Below are 13,382 nucleotides of genomic sequence, written 5' to 3' on the forward strand. Positions count from 1 at the left end.
CGCGCTGGTTGGCCGCGCGTTCGGACGGCGCGGGCGCGACGCGGGTCGGCAGGACGGCCGGCACCGGAGCGGCCGTATAGGCGACGGCGGTGGAGCCTGCGGCCTCGTCATCCTCGTCTTCGCGGATCGAGGCGTAGGCGATGGGCGCGTCGCCCGTCGCGGACTCCCCGCCGATGCCGAAGCCGCGTTGCTCGAAGAATGTCTGGGCGACCTGGATTCGCTCGCCCTGCGCCCGACGGCGCTCGACCTCGAAGCCGGTGTCCATCAGTTCAGCGACGTGGGCGTTGCGGCTGGCCGTCGAGCGTCCGCCCAGGACGATGGTGATCAGGCGACGCCCGTCGCGCACCGCAGAGGCCGCCAGATTATAGCCCGAGGCGTTGGTGTAGCCGGTCTTCATCCCGTCATAGCCGCGCCCGGTCGGCAGCAGGCCGTTGGTGTTGCGATAGTTGCGGCCGTTGTAGGCCCAGTCGTGCAGGCCGAAATAGCTGTAATACTGGGGGAAGTCGCGCATGATGGCGCGCGCCAGGATGGCCTGGTCGCGCGCAGAGGTCAGCTGGCGCGCATCGGGCAGGCCGTTGGCGGTGACGTAGCGGGTCTGGGTCATGCCCAGCTGTTCCGCCTTCATCGTCATCATGTTTGTGAAGCGCGCCTCGGACCCGCCGATATGCTCCCCGATGGCCAGGGCCATGTCGTTGGCCGACCGGACGGCGGTGGCGCGCATGGCGTTGTCCAGGGTGATGGTCTGACCCGCCGCCAGCCCCAGTTTCGACGGCGGCTGCGAGGCGGCGCGGGGAGAGATGGTCAGCACGTCGTTCAGGTTCGCCTTGCCCTGCGACAGGGCCTCGAACGTCAGATACAGGGTCATCATCTTGGTCAGGGACGCCGGATAGCGGCGGCTGTCGGCGTGGCGCGCGAACAGCACCTCTCCGGTCGCCGCATCGATCACGATGGCGGCGTAACGGCTGCTTTCCTGAGACTGGGCCTCGATCGGGCGGACATGGGCGCCCAGCACCAGCGAGGCGGCGATGAGGGCGAAAAGGCCGCGGCGGAGGAAGGCGATCATGGGCGATACAACCCCTTGGTAATCAAGCCCTTGGCGAGCAGGGTGCGGCAGGCCCCCCGGCCGACGCGACGAAAGGGTTAGCATAGGAACCTGGGGTTTCATGGTGGTTAACCGCCCGTCAACGCGAATTTGAACCGCCTATCGAGGTTATGGCTGTCAGCTTATCGCCGATCACATTGTGCAGCGCACAATGATGCCTTGCGTTCTTTTCGCACTTGCAGCATACTGCGGTTCTGCGAGGGTTCGCCTCGCGTCAGATTTTCCGCACCGCCGCCACCCCCGGGCGGGCAAACACCGGAGAGACGATCATGGCCGACGCCGCCGAAACGATGAAGAAGACCGCCGATCAAGCCGCCGCCGCCACCGCTTCGGCCGGCGCCAAGGTCAAGGCCCAGGCCGAGACGATGCAGGCCGCCGGAACCCAAGCCTTCCGAGAAGGCATCGACAAGTCGGTCGCCTCGCTGGGCGAGCTGAACGCTCACGGCAAGAAGAACCTGGACGCCATGGTCGAGTCGGCCACCGTCGCCCAGAAGGGCGCCGAGGCGCTGTCGCAACAGGCTCTGGGCTTCGCCAAGACGTCTTGGGAAGACGGCGTCGCCGCCTCCAAGGAACTGTCGACCGCCCGCTCGGTGCAGGAGTTCTTCGAACTGCAGACCGCCTGGGCCAAGAAGTCCATGGAACGCTACGTCGCCGAAATGACCAAGACGAACGAGATCGTCGCCGCCACGGTCAAGGACAGCCTGAAGCCGATCAACGAGCGCGTCGCCGCCTCGGTCGAAAGCTTCCAGGCCGCGCGCTAAACCGAAGCGACCTTGGAAATCGAAAAGGCCCCGGAGTTCGCTCCGGGGCCTTTTTTCGTTCTGCATCCGTGATTTGCCATTCACGCAATCCGTGACTGGACGCCGCTTCAAATCAGGCCATCATTCCCTATCTGTTAGCCAAGACGACTCCCCGATTACGGAACACGAATGCCCATTCAAAGGCCCGGCGAGACGGGCGGCGGTCAAGGAACCGCCGTCGTCACCGAAACCAAGCCGAAACTTCAGAAGCCCTCGCTGTATCGGGTGCTGATCCTGAACGACGATTATTCGCCGATGGAGTTCGTCGTCTATGTGCTGGAGCGGTTCTTCCAGAAGAGCCGCGAGGAAGCGACCCGCATCATGCTGCATGTGCACCAGCATGGCGTGGGTGTCTGCGGCGTCTTCACCTATGAGGTCGCCGAGACCAAGGTCGCGCAGGTCATCGAGACCGCGCGTCGCCACCAGCACCCTCTGCAATGCACGATGGAAAAGGACTGAGAGGAGCCTCCCGATGCCTTCATTTTCCCGTCCTCTCGAAGAAACCCTGCACCGCGCGGTGGGATACGCCAATGCGCGCAGGCATGAATACGCCACGCTGGAGCATCTGCTCCTGGCGCTGATCGACGACCCGGATGCGTCCGGCGTCATGGGCGCCTGCAATGTTGATCTGAACGCGCTCAAGGCGGCGCTGACCCTGTATGTCGACAACGATCTGGCCGCCCTGGCCACGGCCGACGGCGAGGACGCCAAGCCCACCGCCGGCTTCCAGCGCGTGATCCAGCGTGCGGTGATCCACGTCCAGTCGTCGGGCCGCGAAGAGGTGTCCGGCGCCAACGTCCTGGTCGCCATCTTCTCCGAGCGCGAAAGCCACGCCGCCTATTTCCTGCAGGAGCAGGACATGACGCGCTATGACGCGGTCAATTTCATCGCCCACGGCATCGCCAAGAAGGCCGGCGCCTCCGAGGCCAAACCCGCCAAGGGCGCCTCGCCCGAAGAGGCCGAAGACCAGTCGGCCGTCAAACAGGGCGGCGAGGCGCTGGAAGCCTATTGCGTCGATCTCAACGAGAAGTCGCGCCAGGGCAAGGTCGATCCGCTGATCGGCCGCCAGGCCGAGGTCGAACGCTCGATCCAGATCCTGTGCCGCCGGACCAAGAACAATCCGCTGCTTGTCGGCGATCCTGGCGTCGGCAAGACCGCCATCGCCGAAGGTCTGGCCCGTAAGATCGTGAACGGCGAGGTGCCCGACGTCCTGAAGGACGCCACCATCTATTCGCTGGACATGGGCGCCTTGCTGGCCGGCACCCGCTATCGCGGCGACTTCGAGGAACGCCTGAAACAGGTGGTCAAGGAGTTGGAGAACCACGACAACGCGGTCCTGTTCATCGACGAGATCCACACGGTGATCGGCGCGGGCGCCACCTCGGGCGGGGCGATGGATGCGTCCAACCTGCTGAAGCCCGCTCTGGCGTCCGGCACCCTGCGCTGCATGGGATCGACGACCTACAAGGAATATCGCCAGCACTTCGAGAAGGACCGCGCCCTGGTGCGTCGCTTCCAGAAGATCGACGTCAACGAGCCGACGGTCGAGGATACGGTGAAGATCCTGAAAGGTCTGAAGACCTATTACGAGCAGCACCACAAGGTCCGCTACACCGACAGCGCCATTCGAACGGCGGTGGAACTGTCGGCCCGCTACATGACCGACCGCAAACTGCCGGACAAGGCGATCGACGTGATCGACGAGGCAGGCGCTGGCCAGATGCTGCTGACCGAATCCAAGCGCAAGAAGGTCATCGGCCAGAAGGAGGTGGAGGCCGTCATCGCCAAGATGGCGCGCATCCCGGCCAAGTCGGTGTCCAAGTCCGACACCGAGAGCCTGCGTGAGTTGGAGGCCGATCTGAAGCGCGTCGTCTTCGGTCAGGAACAGGCCATCGAACAGGTGTCGGCGGCGATGAAGCTGGCGCGGGCGGGTTTGCGCGACCCGAACAAGCCGATCGGCAGCTTCCTGTTCAGCGGCCCGACCGGCGTGGGCAAGACCGAAGTGGCCAAGCAACTTGCCGCCACCCTGGGCATCGAGATGCAGCGCTTCGACATGTCCGAATATATGGAGCGTCACACGGTCAGCCGCCTAATCGGCGCGCCTCCGGGCTATGTCGGTCATGACCAGGGCGGCCTGCTGACGGACGCCGTGGACCAGCATCCGCACGCCGTCATCCTGCTGGACGAGATCGAGAAGGCGCACCCGGACGTCTACAACATCCTGCTGCAGGTGATGGACAACGGCATGCTGACCGATGCGGTGGGCAAGAAGGTCGATTTCAGGAACGTCATCCTGATCATGACCACCAACGCTGGGGCCGCCGACAACGCCCGCGCCTCCATCGGCTTCGGTCGCGGCAAGGTCGAGGGCGAGGACGACAAGGCCATCCAACGCCTGTTCGCGCCCGAGTTCAGGAACCGCCTGGACGCCATCGTGGCCTTCAAGTCGCTGGGCGCCGAGACGATCCGCTCGGTGGTGACCAAGTTCGTGCTGCAGCTGGAAGCCCAGCTGGCGGACCGCAACATCACCCTCTCTCTGACCGACGAAGCCGCCGACTGGCTGGCCAAGAACGGTTTCGACGAACTGTACGGCGCGCGTCCGCTGGCGCGGGTCATCCAGGACTCGATCAAGAAGCCGCTGGCCGACGACATCCTGTTCGGCCGCCTGACGCGCGGCGGACACGTCAAGGTCCAGTTGAAGGACGGCAAGATCGACTTCGACATCGCCAGCCCCTCCGGCGCCCCGGCGAAGTCTGAAGAGGAAGAAGAAACGGCCTGATCTGCGCCGTACCTGCAGAAACGAAAGGCCCGGCTGGCGACAGCTGGGCCTTTTTTCGTGATCGCAAGTCTCGCGTCAGCGAGCGTCTGGGCCCGGTCGAAAGCTCGGTTCGTCACAACGAACACGACGGGACACGGCGATCACAACGGAGACGATCTCGTCGTGGTCGTCCTGCCTCGCTGTGGGCGTTGTGATGAAGCCATCTATCGCCCGCTATCGCGGTGCGGGGCCGTCAGCCTGTTTGAACGGCGACAGTTCGGCCGTCATCGCGGCCCTCTGTTCCTCGACCGCCGGGCCTTCGCGCTCCAGATAGCGGGCGACGGGGGCGCGCAGGGCGGGGTCGGCGATGAAGTGGGCGGAATAGACGGGGGCGGGCAGATAGCCGCGCGCGATCTTGTGCTCGCCCTGCGCGCCCGCCTCGACGCGGGACAGGCCTCGTGAAATGGCGAAGTCGATGGCCTGATAGTAGCACAGCTCGAAATGCAGGAAGGGCACGTCCTCGAGCGCGCCCCACTGACGGCCATAGAGGGCGTCGCGACCGATGAAGTTCAGGGCGCCGGCGATGGGCGCGCCATCGCGAAACGCCATGACCAGGGCGATCCGGTCGGCCATCGTCGCCCCGATGCGGTCGAAGAAGTCGCGCGTCAGATAGGGTCGGCCCCATTTGCGCGAGCCGGTGTCCATATAAAAGGCGAAGAAGGCGTCCCAATGGGCCGGCTCGATCTCGGCGCCGGTCAGGATGCGGATGTCGAGGTCGGCTTGGGCGTCGCGCCGCTCGCGCCGGATCGACTTGCGGCGGTTGGACGACAGGGCGGCCAGGAAGTCGTCGAAGGTCTGATAGCCCTCGTTGCGCCAGATGAACTGGATGTCCTGGCGCGGCAGCAGTCCGGCTTGGGTCATGGCCTCCCACTCCGGCCGGGTGGGGAAGTTGACGTGCAGGGACGAGACGCCCAGCCGCTCCACCAGGGTCAGGGCGCATTGCAGCAGGGCCTGGCGCACGGTCGCGGCGTCGGCGTCCGGGTGGTTCAGGAAGCGCGGTCCGGTCGCGGGGGTGAAGGGCACGGCGCCCAGCAGTTTGGGATAGTAGCGACCCCCCGCCCGCTCATAGGCGTCGGCCCAGCTGTGGTCGAAGACATATTCGCCCTGGCTGTCGCCCTTCAGATAGAGGGGCATGACGCCCAGCACGGCATTGTCGCCATCGCGCAGCGCCAGATGTCGCGCGGCCCAGCCCTGGCGCGGCGTGGCGCTGTCGGACGCCTCGCAGGCATGCAGGAAGTCGTAGGAGACAAAGGGATCGCCGGTGGGACGCGCGCAGGCGTCCCAGGCCTGGCGGCCGATGTCGGCGATCCCGTCGTGAACGGAGATTTGAAAACTCATACCCGCTCATCCCCGCGAAAGCGGGGGCCCAGTTCTTTCACGCCTCCAGCGCTTGGCCGTTCAGCCAAACCCATGGGCCAGGCCGGTTCGCCCAGAACTCTGGGTCCCCGCTTTCGCGGGGATGAGCGGAGGTTATGAGGGGCTACGATCAGCGGATCTCCACGATCGCGTCGATCTCGACGGCGAAGCCCAGCGGCAGCTTGTAGACCCCCACGGCCGAACGGGCGTGCTTGCCCGCGTCGCCGAAGACCTGGACCATCAGGTCCGAGCAGCCGTTGATGACGGCGGGAATGGCTTCGAACTCAGGACCGGCCTGCACGAAGGCGCCCAGTTTGACGATGCGGATGACGCGCTCCAGGTCGCCGTCGCAGGCGGCCTTGATCTGGGCGATCAGGTTCAGGCCGCACAGCCGGGCGGCCTCGGCGGCCTGCTCCGGGGTCACATCGACACCGACGGTGCCCCTGATCCCGCCATTGGCGTCGTTCGACAGCTGGCCCGAAATGGTGATCTGGTTGCCGGAGCGGACGAAGGACACATAGCTGGCGACCGGCTTGGCGGGTTCGGGAAGGGTCATGCCCAGTTCGGCGATGCGGGCTTCGATGCTCATGGCGGCTCCTTTTGATATTGGCGCGGTTTAGCGCGAGGCGCGTGCGGCGTCACCCGCACTTAGCGGCTTTGGTGAGCTTTAAAGGTTCGCCAACCGCATCGTGGCATTGTGCGAACATGGATATGCACCTGACCCCTGACGTCGCCGCCTTCCATGCCGTTCTGGCGCGCCTGTCGCCCGACGACCGCGCGCGCGTGGACGCCGCCTTGGTCCCGGCCGCGCGGAAGGCCGCCGAGGCCGCACCGCACTGGGATTTTGAGATGCCGGCCAAGGCGGTTGACGCCCTGCTGGGCGCTGACGCCTCGGATGACGTGCGGCGCGGCCTGGTCGCCGCCTGGGCGCTGCAACTGCCCGACCGCGCGGCGGCGATGCGCCTGCCGGCCGAGGTGATGGCTCTCTATCCCTACTGGATCGAACAACTGGCGGCGTTTATCACCAAGGCCGGGGGCGATTACGAGTTCGACCACTGGTCCAAGGATGTGCGGTTCTCGCTGGCGCTCAGCGTGCCGGGGGCCAAGAGCCAGGTCATCGACCTGTCGTCGCCGGTCGGGCCGGGCCAGATCGTCAAACACGTCCGTGACGGCTGGGGCCTCAAGCCGCTGTTCCGCTATCTGGCGGCGGGGGCGAAGAGGGAGCCATGGCTGGAGGTTCATACCGAAAGCCGATGGCTGCGCGGGTTCAACGAGGACGGCTGGAACGAGGCCTGGGCGACGGCGGCCGAACTGTGCCGCGCCCGGTCCGAACTGGCGGGCATGATCGGCTCCAGCTGGTTCTACGACCCGCCCCTGACCGAGATCAGCCCGCGTCTGGCCCACCTGCGTCTGAATCCGCTGAACGGCGGCGCCTTCATGGTGCATCAGGGGCCGGCGCCGATCCACACCGAGCGAGCCGGCACGGCCTCGCCGTCGAGGAAGGCGCTGATCGACAGTGGCGAATACACCGCGCGATCCTGGCTGATGATCTGGCCGAGAAAAGAGCTGATCGCCTGGGCGGATCGGCGCAAGGCCGGAGGCGTCGCCTGACCCGGAAGCCACGACGCCTCAAGGTCCTGGCGGCCAATCTGTGGCTTATCGGCCCGCTCTTCGTCGGCGTCCTGCTGAACGCCGTCATAAGGCCGGTGATGGCCGACCGATTAGGCGGTGAGCAGGTCGTGACCGGGGCCGGGGTGCGGGGCCGAGATGTGCATTGGGTGTTCGATGCGGCGACCCAAGGCGAACACCCGATCGCCACGGTGTTCTTGGGATGGTCCCACGGCCAGATTGCCTTGGTCGCGCTGGCGGCCGCCGTGGTGCTCGGACTGGGGGAATGGTCAATCGGGTTGCTGAGAAGGCGAGGAAAGGGCTGACCGCCCTGAGGTACGGCCTCGGTTCAGCGATTCAGGTCGTCGCCACCTGCCACGCCGCCGCCACCGGCTGGATGTCCAGATCCGCCGCCTTGGCCAGGCGGATCAGACGATCGATGTCCTCCGGGCGACAGCCATAGGGCGTCGGGTCGTCGCTGACGTCGTGGCCGTAGGCGATCAGCCAGCCCTTCGACGCCGCGGTGTCCGCGATCAGCGCCTCCAGGTCGTAACCGGGCAGGCGGCGGCTCTCCAGACCGATGGCCTGCAACAGATTGCGGTCCGCCGTCCCCGTGTTGACGCCGTCGCGCACCCCGCGTCCGCACAGGAACCGGCGGTCGATCACGGGCTTGGCCGTCCGCGCGCAGTCGCCAAACGGATAGGCGAAGGTCTGCATTTCGTATCCGTCCAGCCGCTCGGCCACCCAGGCGGCGTTGCGCGCCAGGCTTGCGTCCAGTTCAGTGGGCGACAGGGTCAGGGTCGAGACGTGTTCGTAGGTGTGGCAGCCGACCTCATGCCCCGCCGCGTGCAGGGCCTGCAGATGCTCGACCTCGAACTGAGGCAGGTCCAGATTGCGACAGCCCGCCAGACCGCCGCACACATAATACGTCGCCTTGACGCCATGCTGGGCCAGGATCGGCCCCGCTTCGGTCCAGGCGCTGGCGGGGATGTCGTCGAACGACAGGCTCAGCACACCGCGCGCCGGTCGGATATCGACGGGGCGGACGTCCAGATAGCGGCCGGCGCGGCGGCGCATCTTGTCGATGAAGGCGTTCATGACCGGCCTTGTGCCACAGCCGCCTTAAGGTCGAGTTTCAGACGGTGACGGGTTGCGCCGTCACGCCGCGCACGCCGAAGACACGACGATAGCGTTCGATCTCGGCCGGATCGCCGACCGCCTTCTCTGGATTGTCCGACAGTTTGACGGCCGGGCGACCGCCCGCCTCGACCACCTTGCAGACCAGGGAGATCGGCTCCAGTTCCGGCGCGAAGGCGGGCGAACAGTCGCGAAAGTCGTTGGTCAGATTGGTGCCCCAGCCGAAGCTGAGACGGGCGCGCCCGTGGAAATGGGCGTGGGTCGCCTCGATGCCGTCGATGTCCATGCCGTCCGAGAAGATCAGCAGCTTCTCCTTCGGATCGCGCCCATGCGATGTCCACCAGTCGATCAACCGCTCGCCGGCGGGGATCGGCGGGGCGGAATCGGGACGGAAGCCGGTCCAGTCGGCCACCCAGTCCGGCGCCTGATCCAGAAACGCCTCGGTGCCGAAGGCGTCGGGCAGGACGATCAGCAGATTGCCGGCATAATGTCTGCGCCACTCGTCCAGCACGGCATAGGGAACCTGGGCCAGGGCCGCGTCGTCCGGCACCAGCGCCGCCATCACCATCGGCAGTTCGTGGCCGTTGGTGCCGATGGCCTCCAGATCGTTCTCCATGGCGTGCAGCACGTTCGACGTGCCGATGAAGGACCGGCCCAGCCCTTCCTTCAGCGCCTGAATGCACCAGCGTTGCCACAGGAAACCGTGTCTGCGCCGCGTGCCGAAATCCGACAGGGCCAGGTCGGGCAAGGCCCGCAAACGCTCCACCTTGGACCACAGCCGGGTCTTGGCGCGCGAGTAAAGGATGTCCAGTTCGAACCGCCCCAGCCGCTGCATGCCGACCCGGCAGCGCAACTCGTTCAGGATGGCCAGCGCCGGAATTTCCCACAGCGTCACATCCGCCCAGCCGCCGGAGAAGGTCAGCACATACTGCCCGTCCTGAACCGACAGGTCGTAGTCGGGCAGGCGATAGTCGGTCAGCCAGGCGATGAAATCGGGCGAGAAGATCTGCTTCACCCCATAGAAGCTGTTGCCCGACAGCCAGACCAGTTCCTTGTTGGTGAAGCGCAGGGTGCGGGCGTGGTCCAGATGTTCGCGCAGGGCCGCGATGTCGACCTCTTCGGCCAGCCGCACCGTCCTGGTGCGGTTGATGACCTGGAAGGTGACCGGCACGTCGCGATGCTCGCGCCAGATCATCTGCAGCATCAGCAGCTTGTAGAAGTCGGTGTCCAGCAGGCTGCGGACGATCGGGTCCAGGCGAAAGCCGTGGTCATAGGCGCGTTTGGCGAGGTCCATGGCGACATTTGAGCCGATGGGACGGGGGAGTGCACGTTTTTTCCGCCTCTTCCACACACATGGATCCTAGGCACAAGGCCTAGGATGACGGGGGTGAGAACGGTGCGGCCTCACCCCTTCAGCGCCCGGCCCGCCACCACGGCGTCCTTGCCGAACTTCTCTCGCAGCGCGTCGATGGCGCGTTCGGTTTTCAGGGCGCGGGTTTCCGGTGTCTGGAACAGGCCGGCGGGCGCGTCCTCGGCGTCTTGAACATCGGCCATGCCGATGCCGATCAGGCGATAGGGACGCCCCAGTTCCGGTTTCAGCAAATCCCGCCCGGCGGCGAACAGGGCGCGCGCGGTCTGGACCGGATCGGGCAGGGTGATGCGGCGGGTCACGATCTTGAAGTCCGCCCGCCGCAACTTCAGCACCAGCACCCGGCTGGCGACGCCATCGCGCCGGGCCTTGGACGCCAGCTTCTCGCACAGCGGCCACAGCTCGGCCTCCAGCGCCTCGGCCGACGTCAAGTCTTCGTTGAAGGTGGTCTCGGCGCTCATCCCCTTGCGGTCCCGCTCGGGGTTCACGGCGCGGGCGTCGCGGGCGTGGGCCAGGTCGTGCAGGCGCAGACCCGATTCGCCGTAGCGTTTGACCAGATCGCGCACATCCGCCCGCGCCAGGTCGCCGATGGTGGAATAGCCGTCGCTGCGCAACGCCTTGCCGAACACCGGGCCGACGCCGGGCAGGGCGGTGACGGGGCGCGGCGCCAACAGGGCTTGGGCGTTGGCGGCCCCGATGACGGAAAAGCCTCGTGGTTTGTCCAGTTCAGATGCAAGCTTGGCCAGGAAGCGGTTGGGCGCCAGGCCGATGGAGACGGTCAGGCCGGTCTCCTCCTCGATCCGCTTCTGGAAGCGGATCAGTTGCAAAGCCGGCGGGCCGCCGTTCAACCGTTCGGTGCCCGACAGATCGACCCAGGCCTCGTCCAGCGACAGCGGCTGGATCAGCGGCGTCAGCTGGCCCAGGGCGCCCAGGATGCGCTGGGACTCGAAGACGTATTTGGTGAAGTCCGGCTTGATGACCACGGCCTCGGGACAGGCCTTCAGCGCCTTGAACATCGGCATGGCCGAGCCGACGCCGTACTGGCGCGCGACATAGCAGGCGGTGGAGACCACCCCGCGCTTGCCCCCGCCGATGATGACCGGCTTGTCGCGCAGTTCGGGCCGGTCGCGCTTCTCCACCGAGGCGTAGAAGGCGTCGCAATCCATATGGGCGATGGACAGCTGGTCCAGTTCGGGATCGGCGACGATCCGTCGCGATCCGCACGCCGGACAGCGGCCATCCGGCGGCCCGGCGGGGTCCTCGCCGGTCCACAGACAGTCGCGACAGATGGCCTTGATGGCCACGTTTAAGGTCTCCGTAAGTTTGGCTTCACCCCAACTTAAGACTGCCCGCCTACGAATGCGACCAACGAGGCGTCCCGCGTTCGAGGGGCGCGCAGGTCAGGTGATGATGTCCAAGAAAGTCCTCATCGTCGAGGATAACGAGCTGAACATGAAGCTTTTTCATGATCTGCTCGATTCCCAGGGCTATGAGACCCTGCAGACCCGCGAAGGGCTGCAGGCGCTCGCCCTGGCCCGCGCCCACCACCCCGACCTGATCCTGATGGACATCCAACTGCCGGAAATCTCGGGGCTGGAAGTCACCAAGTGGCTGAAGGACGACGAGGAACTGAACCACATCCCCGTCATCGCCGTGACCGCCTTCGCCATGAAGGGCGACGAGGAGCGGATCCGCCAGGGCGGTTGCGAGGCCTATATCTCCAAGCCGATCTCGGTCATGCATTTCCTCGACACAATCCGGCAGCACCTGGGATGAGCGCGCGCATCCTCGTGGTCGACGACGTGGACGTGAACGTCCGCCTACTCGAGGCCAAGCTGACGGTCGAATATTACGATGTCCTGACCTGCAACGACGGGGTCACGGCGCTGGCCCTGGCGGCCGAGCATCAGCCGGACCTGATCCTGCTGGACGTCATGATGCCCGGCATGGACGGGTTCGAAACCTGCCGACGTCTGAAGGCAGAGGCTGCGACACGCCACATCCCGGTCGTCCTGGTCACTGCCCTGGACGGGCGTCAGGACCGAATTCGCGGGCTGGAGGCCGGCGCGGACGACTTCCTGACCAAGCCCATCGACGACGTGATCCTGTTCGCGCGGGTCAAGTCGCTGACCCGGCTGAAACAGGTGATGGACGAACTGCGCGAGCGCGAGGAAAGCGGCCGGCGCCTGGGCGTCGATTCGGAAGGCGCGGCCCGGCTGCGCAGCGAGGGCGGCCGCGTGCTGATCGTCGACGACGACCTGCGCCAGGCTGAGAAGATCGCGCTTGAACTGGGTTCGGAACACCGCGTCACCATCGAATCCAATCCCGAGGCGGCCCTGGCCGCGGCGCGGGGCGTGCTGGACCTGATCATCGTCAATGTGGCGGCGGCGGGCTTCGACGGCCTGCGGATCGTGGCCCAGGCCAAGTCGGGCGACGCCCGCCGGGCGCCGATCCTGGCCATCGTCGATGCGGCCGAGCGACCGCGCATGGTCAAGGCGCTGGAACTGGGCGCCGCCGACATCCTGCCGCGCCCGATCGACACCGAAGAGCTGTCGGCGCGGGTCCGCACCCAGATCCGGCGCAAACGCTACACCGACTTCCTGCGGCACAAGCTGGACAGCAGCATGGAGATGGCCGTCACCGACGCCCTGACCGGCCTGCATAACCGGCGCTACATGACCGGCCAGCTTCAGGCCCTGGTGGGTCGCGCGGCCCAGGGCGGCGCCCAGGTGGCGGCGCTGGTGCTGGACATCGACCACTTCAAGTCGGTCAACGACGGCTTCGGCCATGATGCGGGCGACGAGGTGCTGGTCGAGTTCGCCGTGCGCCTGGCCACCAACGTCCGCGCCGTGGACCTGCCGTGTCGCATGGGCGGCGAGGAATTCGTGGTCGTCATGCCGGGCGCCAGTCTGGAGGACGCGGGCCGTGTCGCCGAACGCATCCGCCGCGACGTCGCCTCCGCCCCCTTCCGGGTCATGGGCGGCAAGGAGCAGATCACCATCACCATCTCTATCGGCGTGGCCGCCACGGTCGGTGACGGCGACACGCCCGAGGGTCTGCTGAAACGCGCCGACGAGGGAGTCTATGAGGCCAAGGCCGCCGGCCGCAACCGGGTCATCGCCCGCGCGGCCTGAGATCAGGCCCCAACAACGAAAAACGCCCGGCTGGTGACCAGCCGGGCGTTCTCGATTC

General features: G+C 66.4%; 13 protein-coding genes. 7 read left to right on the top strand and 6 right to left on the bottom strand.

Annotated features, from left to right (window positions below; translation table 11 throughout):
- Nucleotides 1-1,063 (bottom strand): D-alanyl-D-alanine carboxypeptidase family protein (locus RTU05_RS06810; RefSeq protein ID WP_312596831.1); only part of this gene is annotated, 1,063 nt, incomplete at its 3' end.
- Nucleotides 1,064-1,371: 308 nt separating this feature from the next.
- Between RTU05_RS06810 and RTU05_RS06815 the strand changes: the two genes are divergently transcribed.
- The 3 genes from RTU05_RS06815 to clpA all read left to right on the top strand — a co-directional run bounded on the left by RTU05_RS06815 (nucleotide 1,372) and on the right by clpA (nucleotide 4,681).
- Nucleotides 1,372-1,863: a TIGR01841 family phasin gene (locus tag RTU05_RS06815; RefSeq protein ID WP_312596833.1), complete on the top strand. Its 492-nt coding sequence runs from the start codon at nucleotides 1,372-1,374 to the stop codon at nucleotides 1,861-1,863.
- 168 nt (nucleotides 1,864-2,031) lie between these two features.
- Nucleotides 2,032-2,361 carry an ATP-dependent Clp protease adapter ClpS gene (gene clpS / locus RTU05_RS06820; protein WP_017504641.1) on the top strand — a complete coding sequence of 110 codons (330 nt, stop codon included), beginning with the start codon at nucleotides 2,032-2,034 and terminating at the stop codon, nucleotides 2,359-2,361.
- A gap of 13 nt (nucleotides 2,362-2,374) precedes the next feature.
- A complete protein-coding gene (gene clpA, locus RTU05_RS06825; RefSeq protein WP_312596836.1) occupies nucleotides 2,375-4,681 on the top strand; it encodes an ATP-dependent Clp protease ATP-binding subunit ClpA in 2,307 nt (768 codons plus the stop codon).
- A 213-nt stretch (nucleotides 4,682-4,894) separates the two neighbouring features.
- On the opposite strand, the gene RTU05_RS06830 is transcribed toward clpA, so the two are convergent.
- On the bottom strand, nucleotides 4,895-6,058 hold the full coding sequence (locus RTU05_RS06830) for a GNAT family N-acetyltransferase (protein ID WP_312596837.1): 1,164 nt from the start codon (nucleotides 6,056-6,058) through the stop codon (nucleotides 4,895-4,897).
- 148 nt (nucleotides 6,059-6,206) lie between these two features.
- Nucleotides 6,207-6,665, bottom strand: a complete 459-nt coding sequence (locus RTU05_RS06835) for a RidA family protein (protein WP_312596838.1) — start codon at nucleotides 6,663-6,665, stop codon at nucleotides 6,207-6,209.
- A 116-nt stretch (nucleotides 6,666-6,781) separates the two neighbouring features.
- On the opposite strand from RTU05_RS06835, the gene RTU05_RS06840 reads away from it, so the two are divergent.
- Together RTU05_RS06840 and RTU05_RS06845 are read left to right on the top strand one after the other, a co-directional pair.
- Entirely contained in the window at nucleotides 6,782-7,687 is a 906-nt protein-coding gene (locus tag RTU05_RS06840) for a hypothetical protein (RefSeq protein ID WP_312596839.1), read from the top strand.
- Nucleotides 7,688-7,785: 98 nt separating this feature from the next.
- Nucleotides 7,786-8,010 carry a hypothetical protein gene (locus RTU05_RS06845; RefSeq protein WP_312596841.1) on the top strand — a complete coding sequence of 75 codons (225 nt, stop codon included), beginning with the start codon at nucleotides 7,786-7,788 and terminating at the stop codon, nucleotides 8,008-8,010.
- A gap of 31 nt (nucleotides 8,011-8,041) precedes the next feature.
- Here the strand turns inward: RTU05_RS06845 and RTU05_RS06850 are convergent, their stop codons facing one another.
- From RTU05_RS06850 to RTU05_RS06860, 3 genes are all read right to left on the bottom strand, one after another.
- Entirely contained in the window at nucleotides 8,042-8,782 is a 741-nt protein-coding gene (locus RTU05_RS06850) for a polysaccharide deacetylase family protein (RefSeq protein WP_312596843.1), read from the bottom strand.
- A gap of 37 nt (nucleotides 8,783-8,819) precedes the next feature.
- Nucleotides 8,820-10,115 (bottom strand): nicotinate phosphoribosyltransferase, encoded by a 1,296-nt coding sequence (gene pncB / locus RTU05_RS06855; RefSeq protein ID WP_312596845.1) that lies wholly within the window; start codon nucleotides 10,113-10,115, stop codon nucleotides 8,820-8,822.
- Nucleotides 10,116-10,225: 110 nt separating this feature from the next.
- Nucleotides 10,226-11,494 (bottom strand): DNA polymerase IV, encoded by a 1,269-nt coding sequence (locus RTU05_RS06860; protein WP_312596847.1) that lies wholly within the window; start codon nucleotides 11,492-11,494, stop codon nucleotides 10,226-10,228.
- Between the two features lie 106 nt (nucleotides 11,495-11,600).
- Between RTU05_RS06860 and RTU05_RS06865 the strand changes: the two genes are divergently transcribed.
- Complete coding sequence (locus tag RTU05_RS06865) at nucleotides 11,601-11,966, top strand: response regulator (protein ID WP_166622562.1); 366 nt, start codon at nucleotides 11,601-11,603, stop codon at nucleotides 11,964-11,966.
- The gene (locus tag RTU05_RS06870) at nucleotides 11,963-13,324 is read left to right on the top strand and encodes a PleD family two-component system response regulator (RefSeq protein ID WP_312596849.1); all 1,362 of its coding nucleotides are present in this window, start codon (nucleotides 11,963-11,965) and stop codon (nucleotides 13,322-13,324) included. Before RTU05_RS06865 ends, RTU05_RS06870 begins: the two co-directional genes overlap by 4 nt.
- Nucleotides 13,325-13,382 lie beyond the last annotated feature (58 nt).

Source organism: Brevundimonas sp. (assembly GCF_032017145.1).
Lineage (GTDB): Bacteria > Pseudomonadota > Alphaproteobacteria > Caulobacterales > Caulobacteraceae > Brevundimonas.

Bases quoted from the DNA above. Each gene is read 5' to 3' on its own strand.
- RTU05_RS06815 (WP_312596833.1), top strand. From the start codon at position 1,372: ATGGCCGACGCCGCCGAAACGATGAAGAAGACCGCCGATCAAGCCGCC.
- clpS (WP_017504641.1), top strand. From the start codon at position 2,032: ATGCCCATTCAAAGGCCCGGCGAGACGGGCGGCGGTCAAGGAACCGCC.
- clpA (WP_312596836.1), top strand. From the start codon at position 2,375: ATGCCTTCATTTTCCCGTCCTCTCGAAGAAACCCTGCACCGCGCGGTG.
- RTU05_RS06830 (WP_312596837.1), bottom strand. From the start codon at position 6,058: ATGAGTTTTCAAATCTCCGTTCACGACGGGATCGCCGACATCGGCCGC.
- RTU05_RS06835 (WP_312596838.1), bottom strand. From the start codon at position 6,665: ATGAGCATCGAAGCCCGCATCGCCGAACTGGGCATGACCCTTCCCGAA.
- RTU05_RS06840 (WP_312596839.1), top strand. From the start codon at position 6,782: ATGGATATGCACCTGACCCCTGACGTCGCCGCCTTCCATGCCGTTCTG.
- RTU05_RS06845 (WP_312596841.1), top strand. From the start codon at position 7,786: ATGGCCGACCGATTAGGCGGTGAGCAGGTCGTGACCGGGGCCGGGGTG.
- RTU05_RS06850 (WP_312596843.1), bottom strand. From the start codon at position 8,782: ATGAACGCCTTCATCGACAAGATGCGCCGCCGCGCCGGCCGCTATCTG.
- pncB (WP_312596845.1), bottom strand. From the start codon at position 10,115: ATGGACCTCGCCAAACGCGCCTATGACCACGGCTTTCGCCTGGACCCG.
- RTU05_RS06865 (WP_166622562.1), top strand. From the start codon at position 11,601: ATGTCCAAGAAAGTCCTCATCGTCGAGGATAACGAGCTGAACATGAAG.
- RTU05_RS06870 (WP_312596849.1), top strand. From the start codon at position 11,963: ATGAGCGCGCGCATCCTCGTGGTCGACGACGTGGACGTGAACGTCCGC.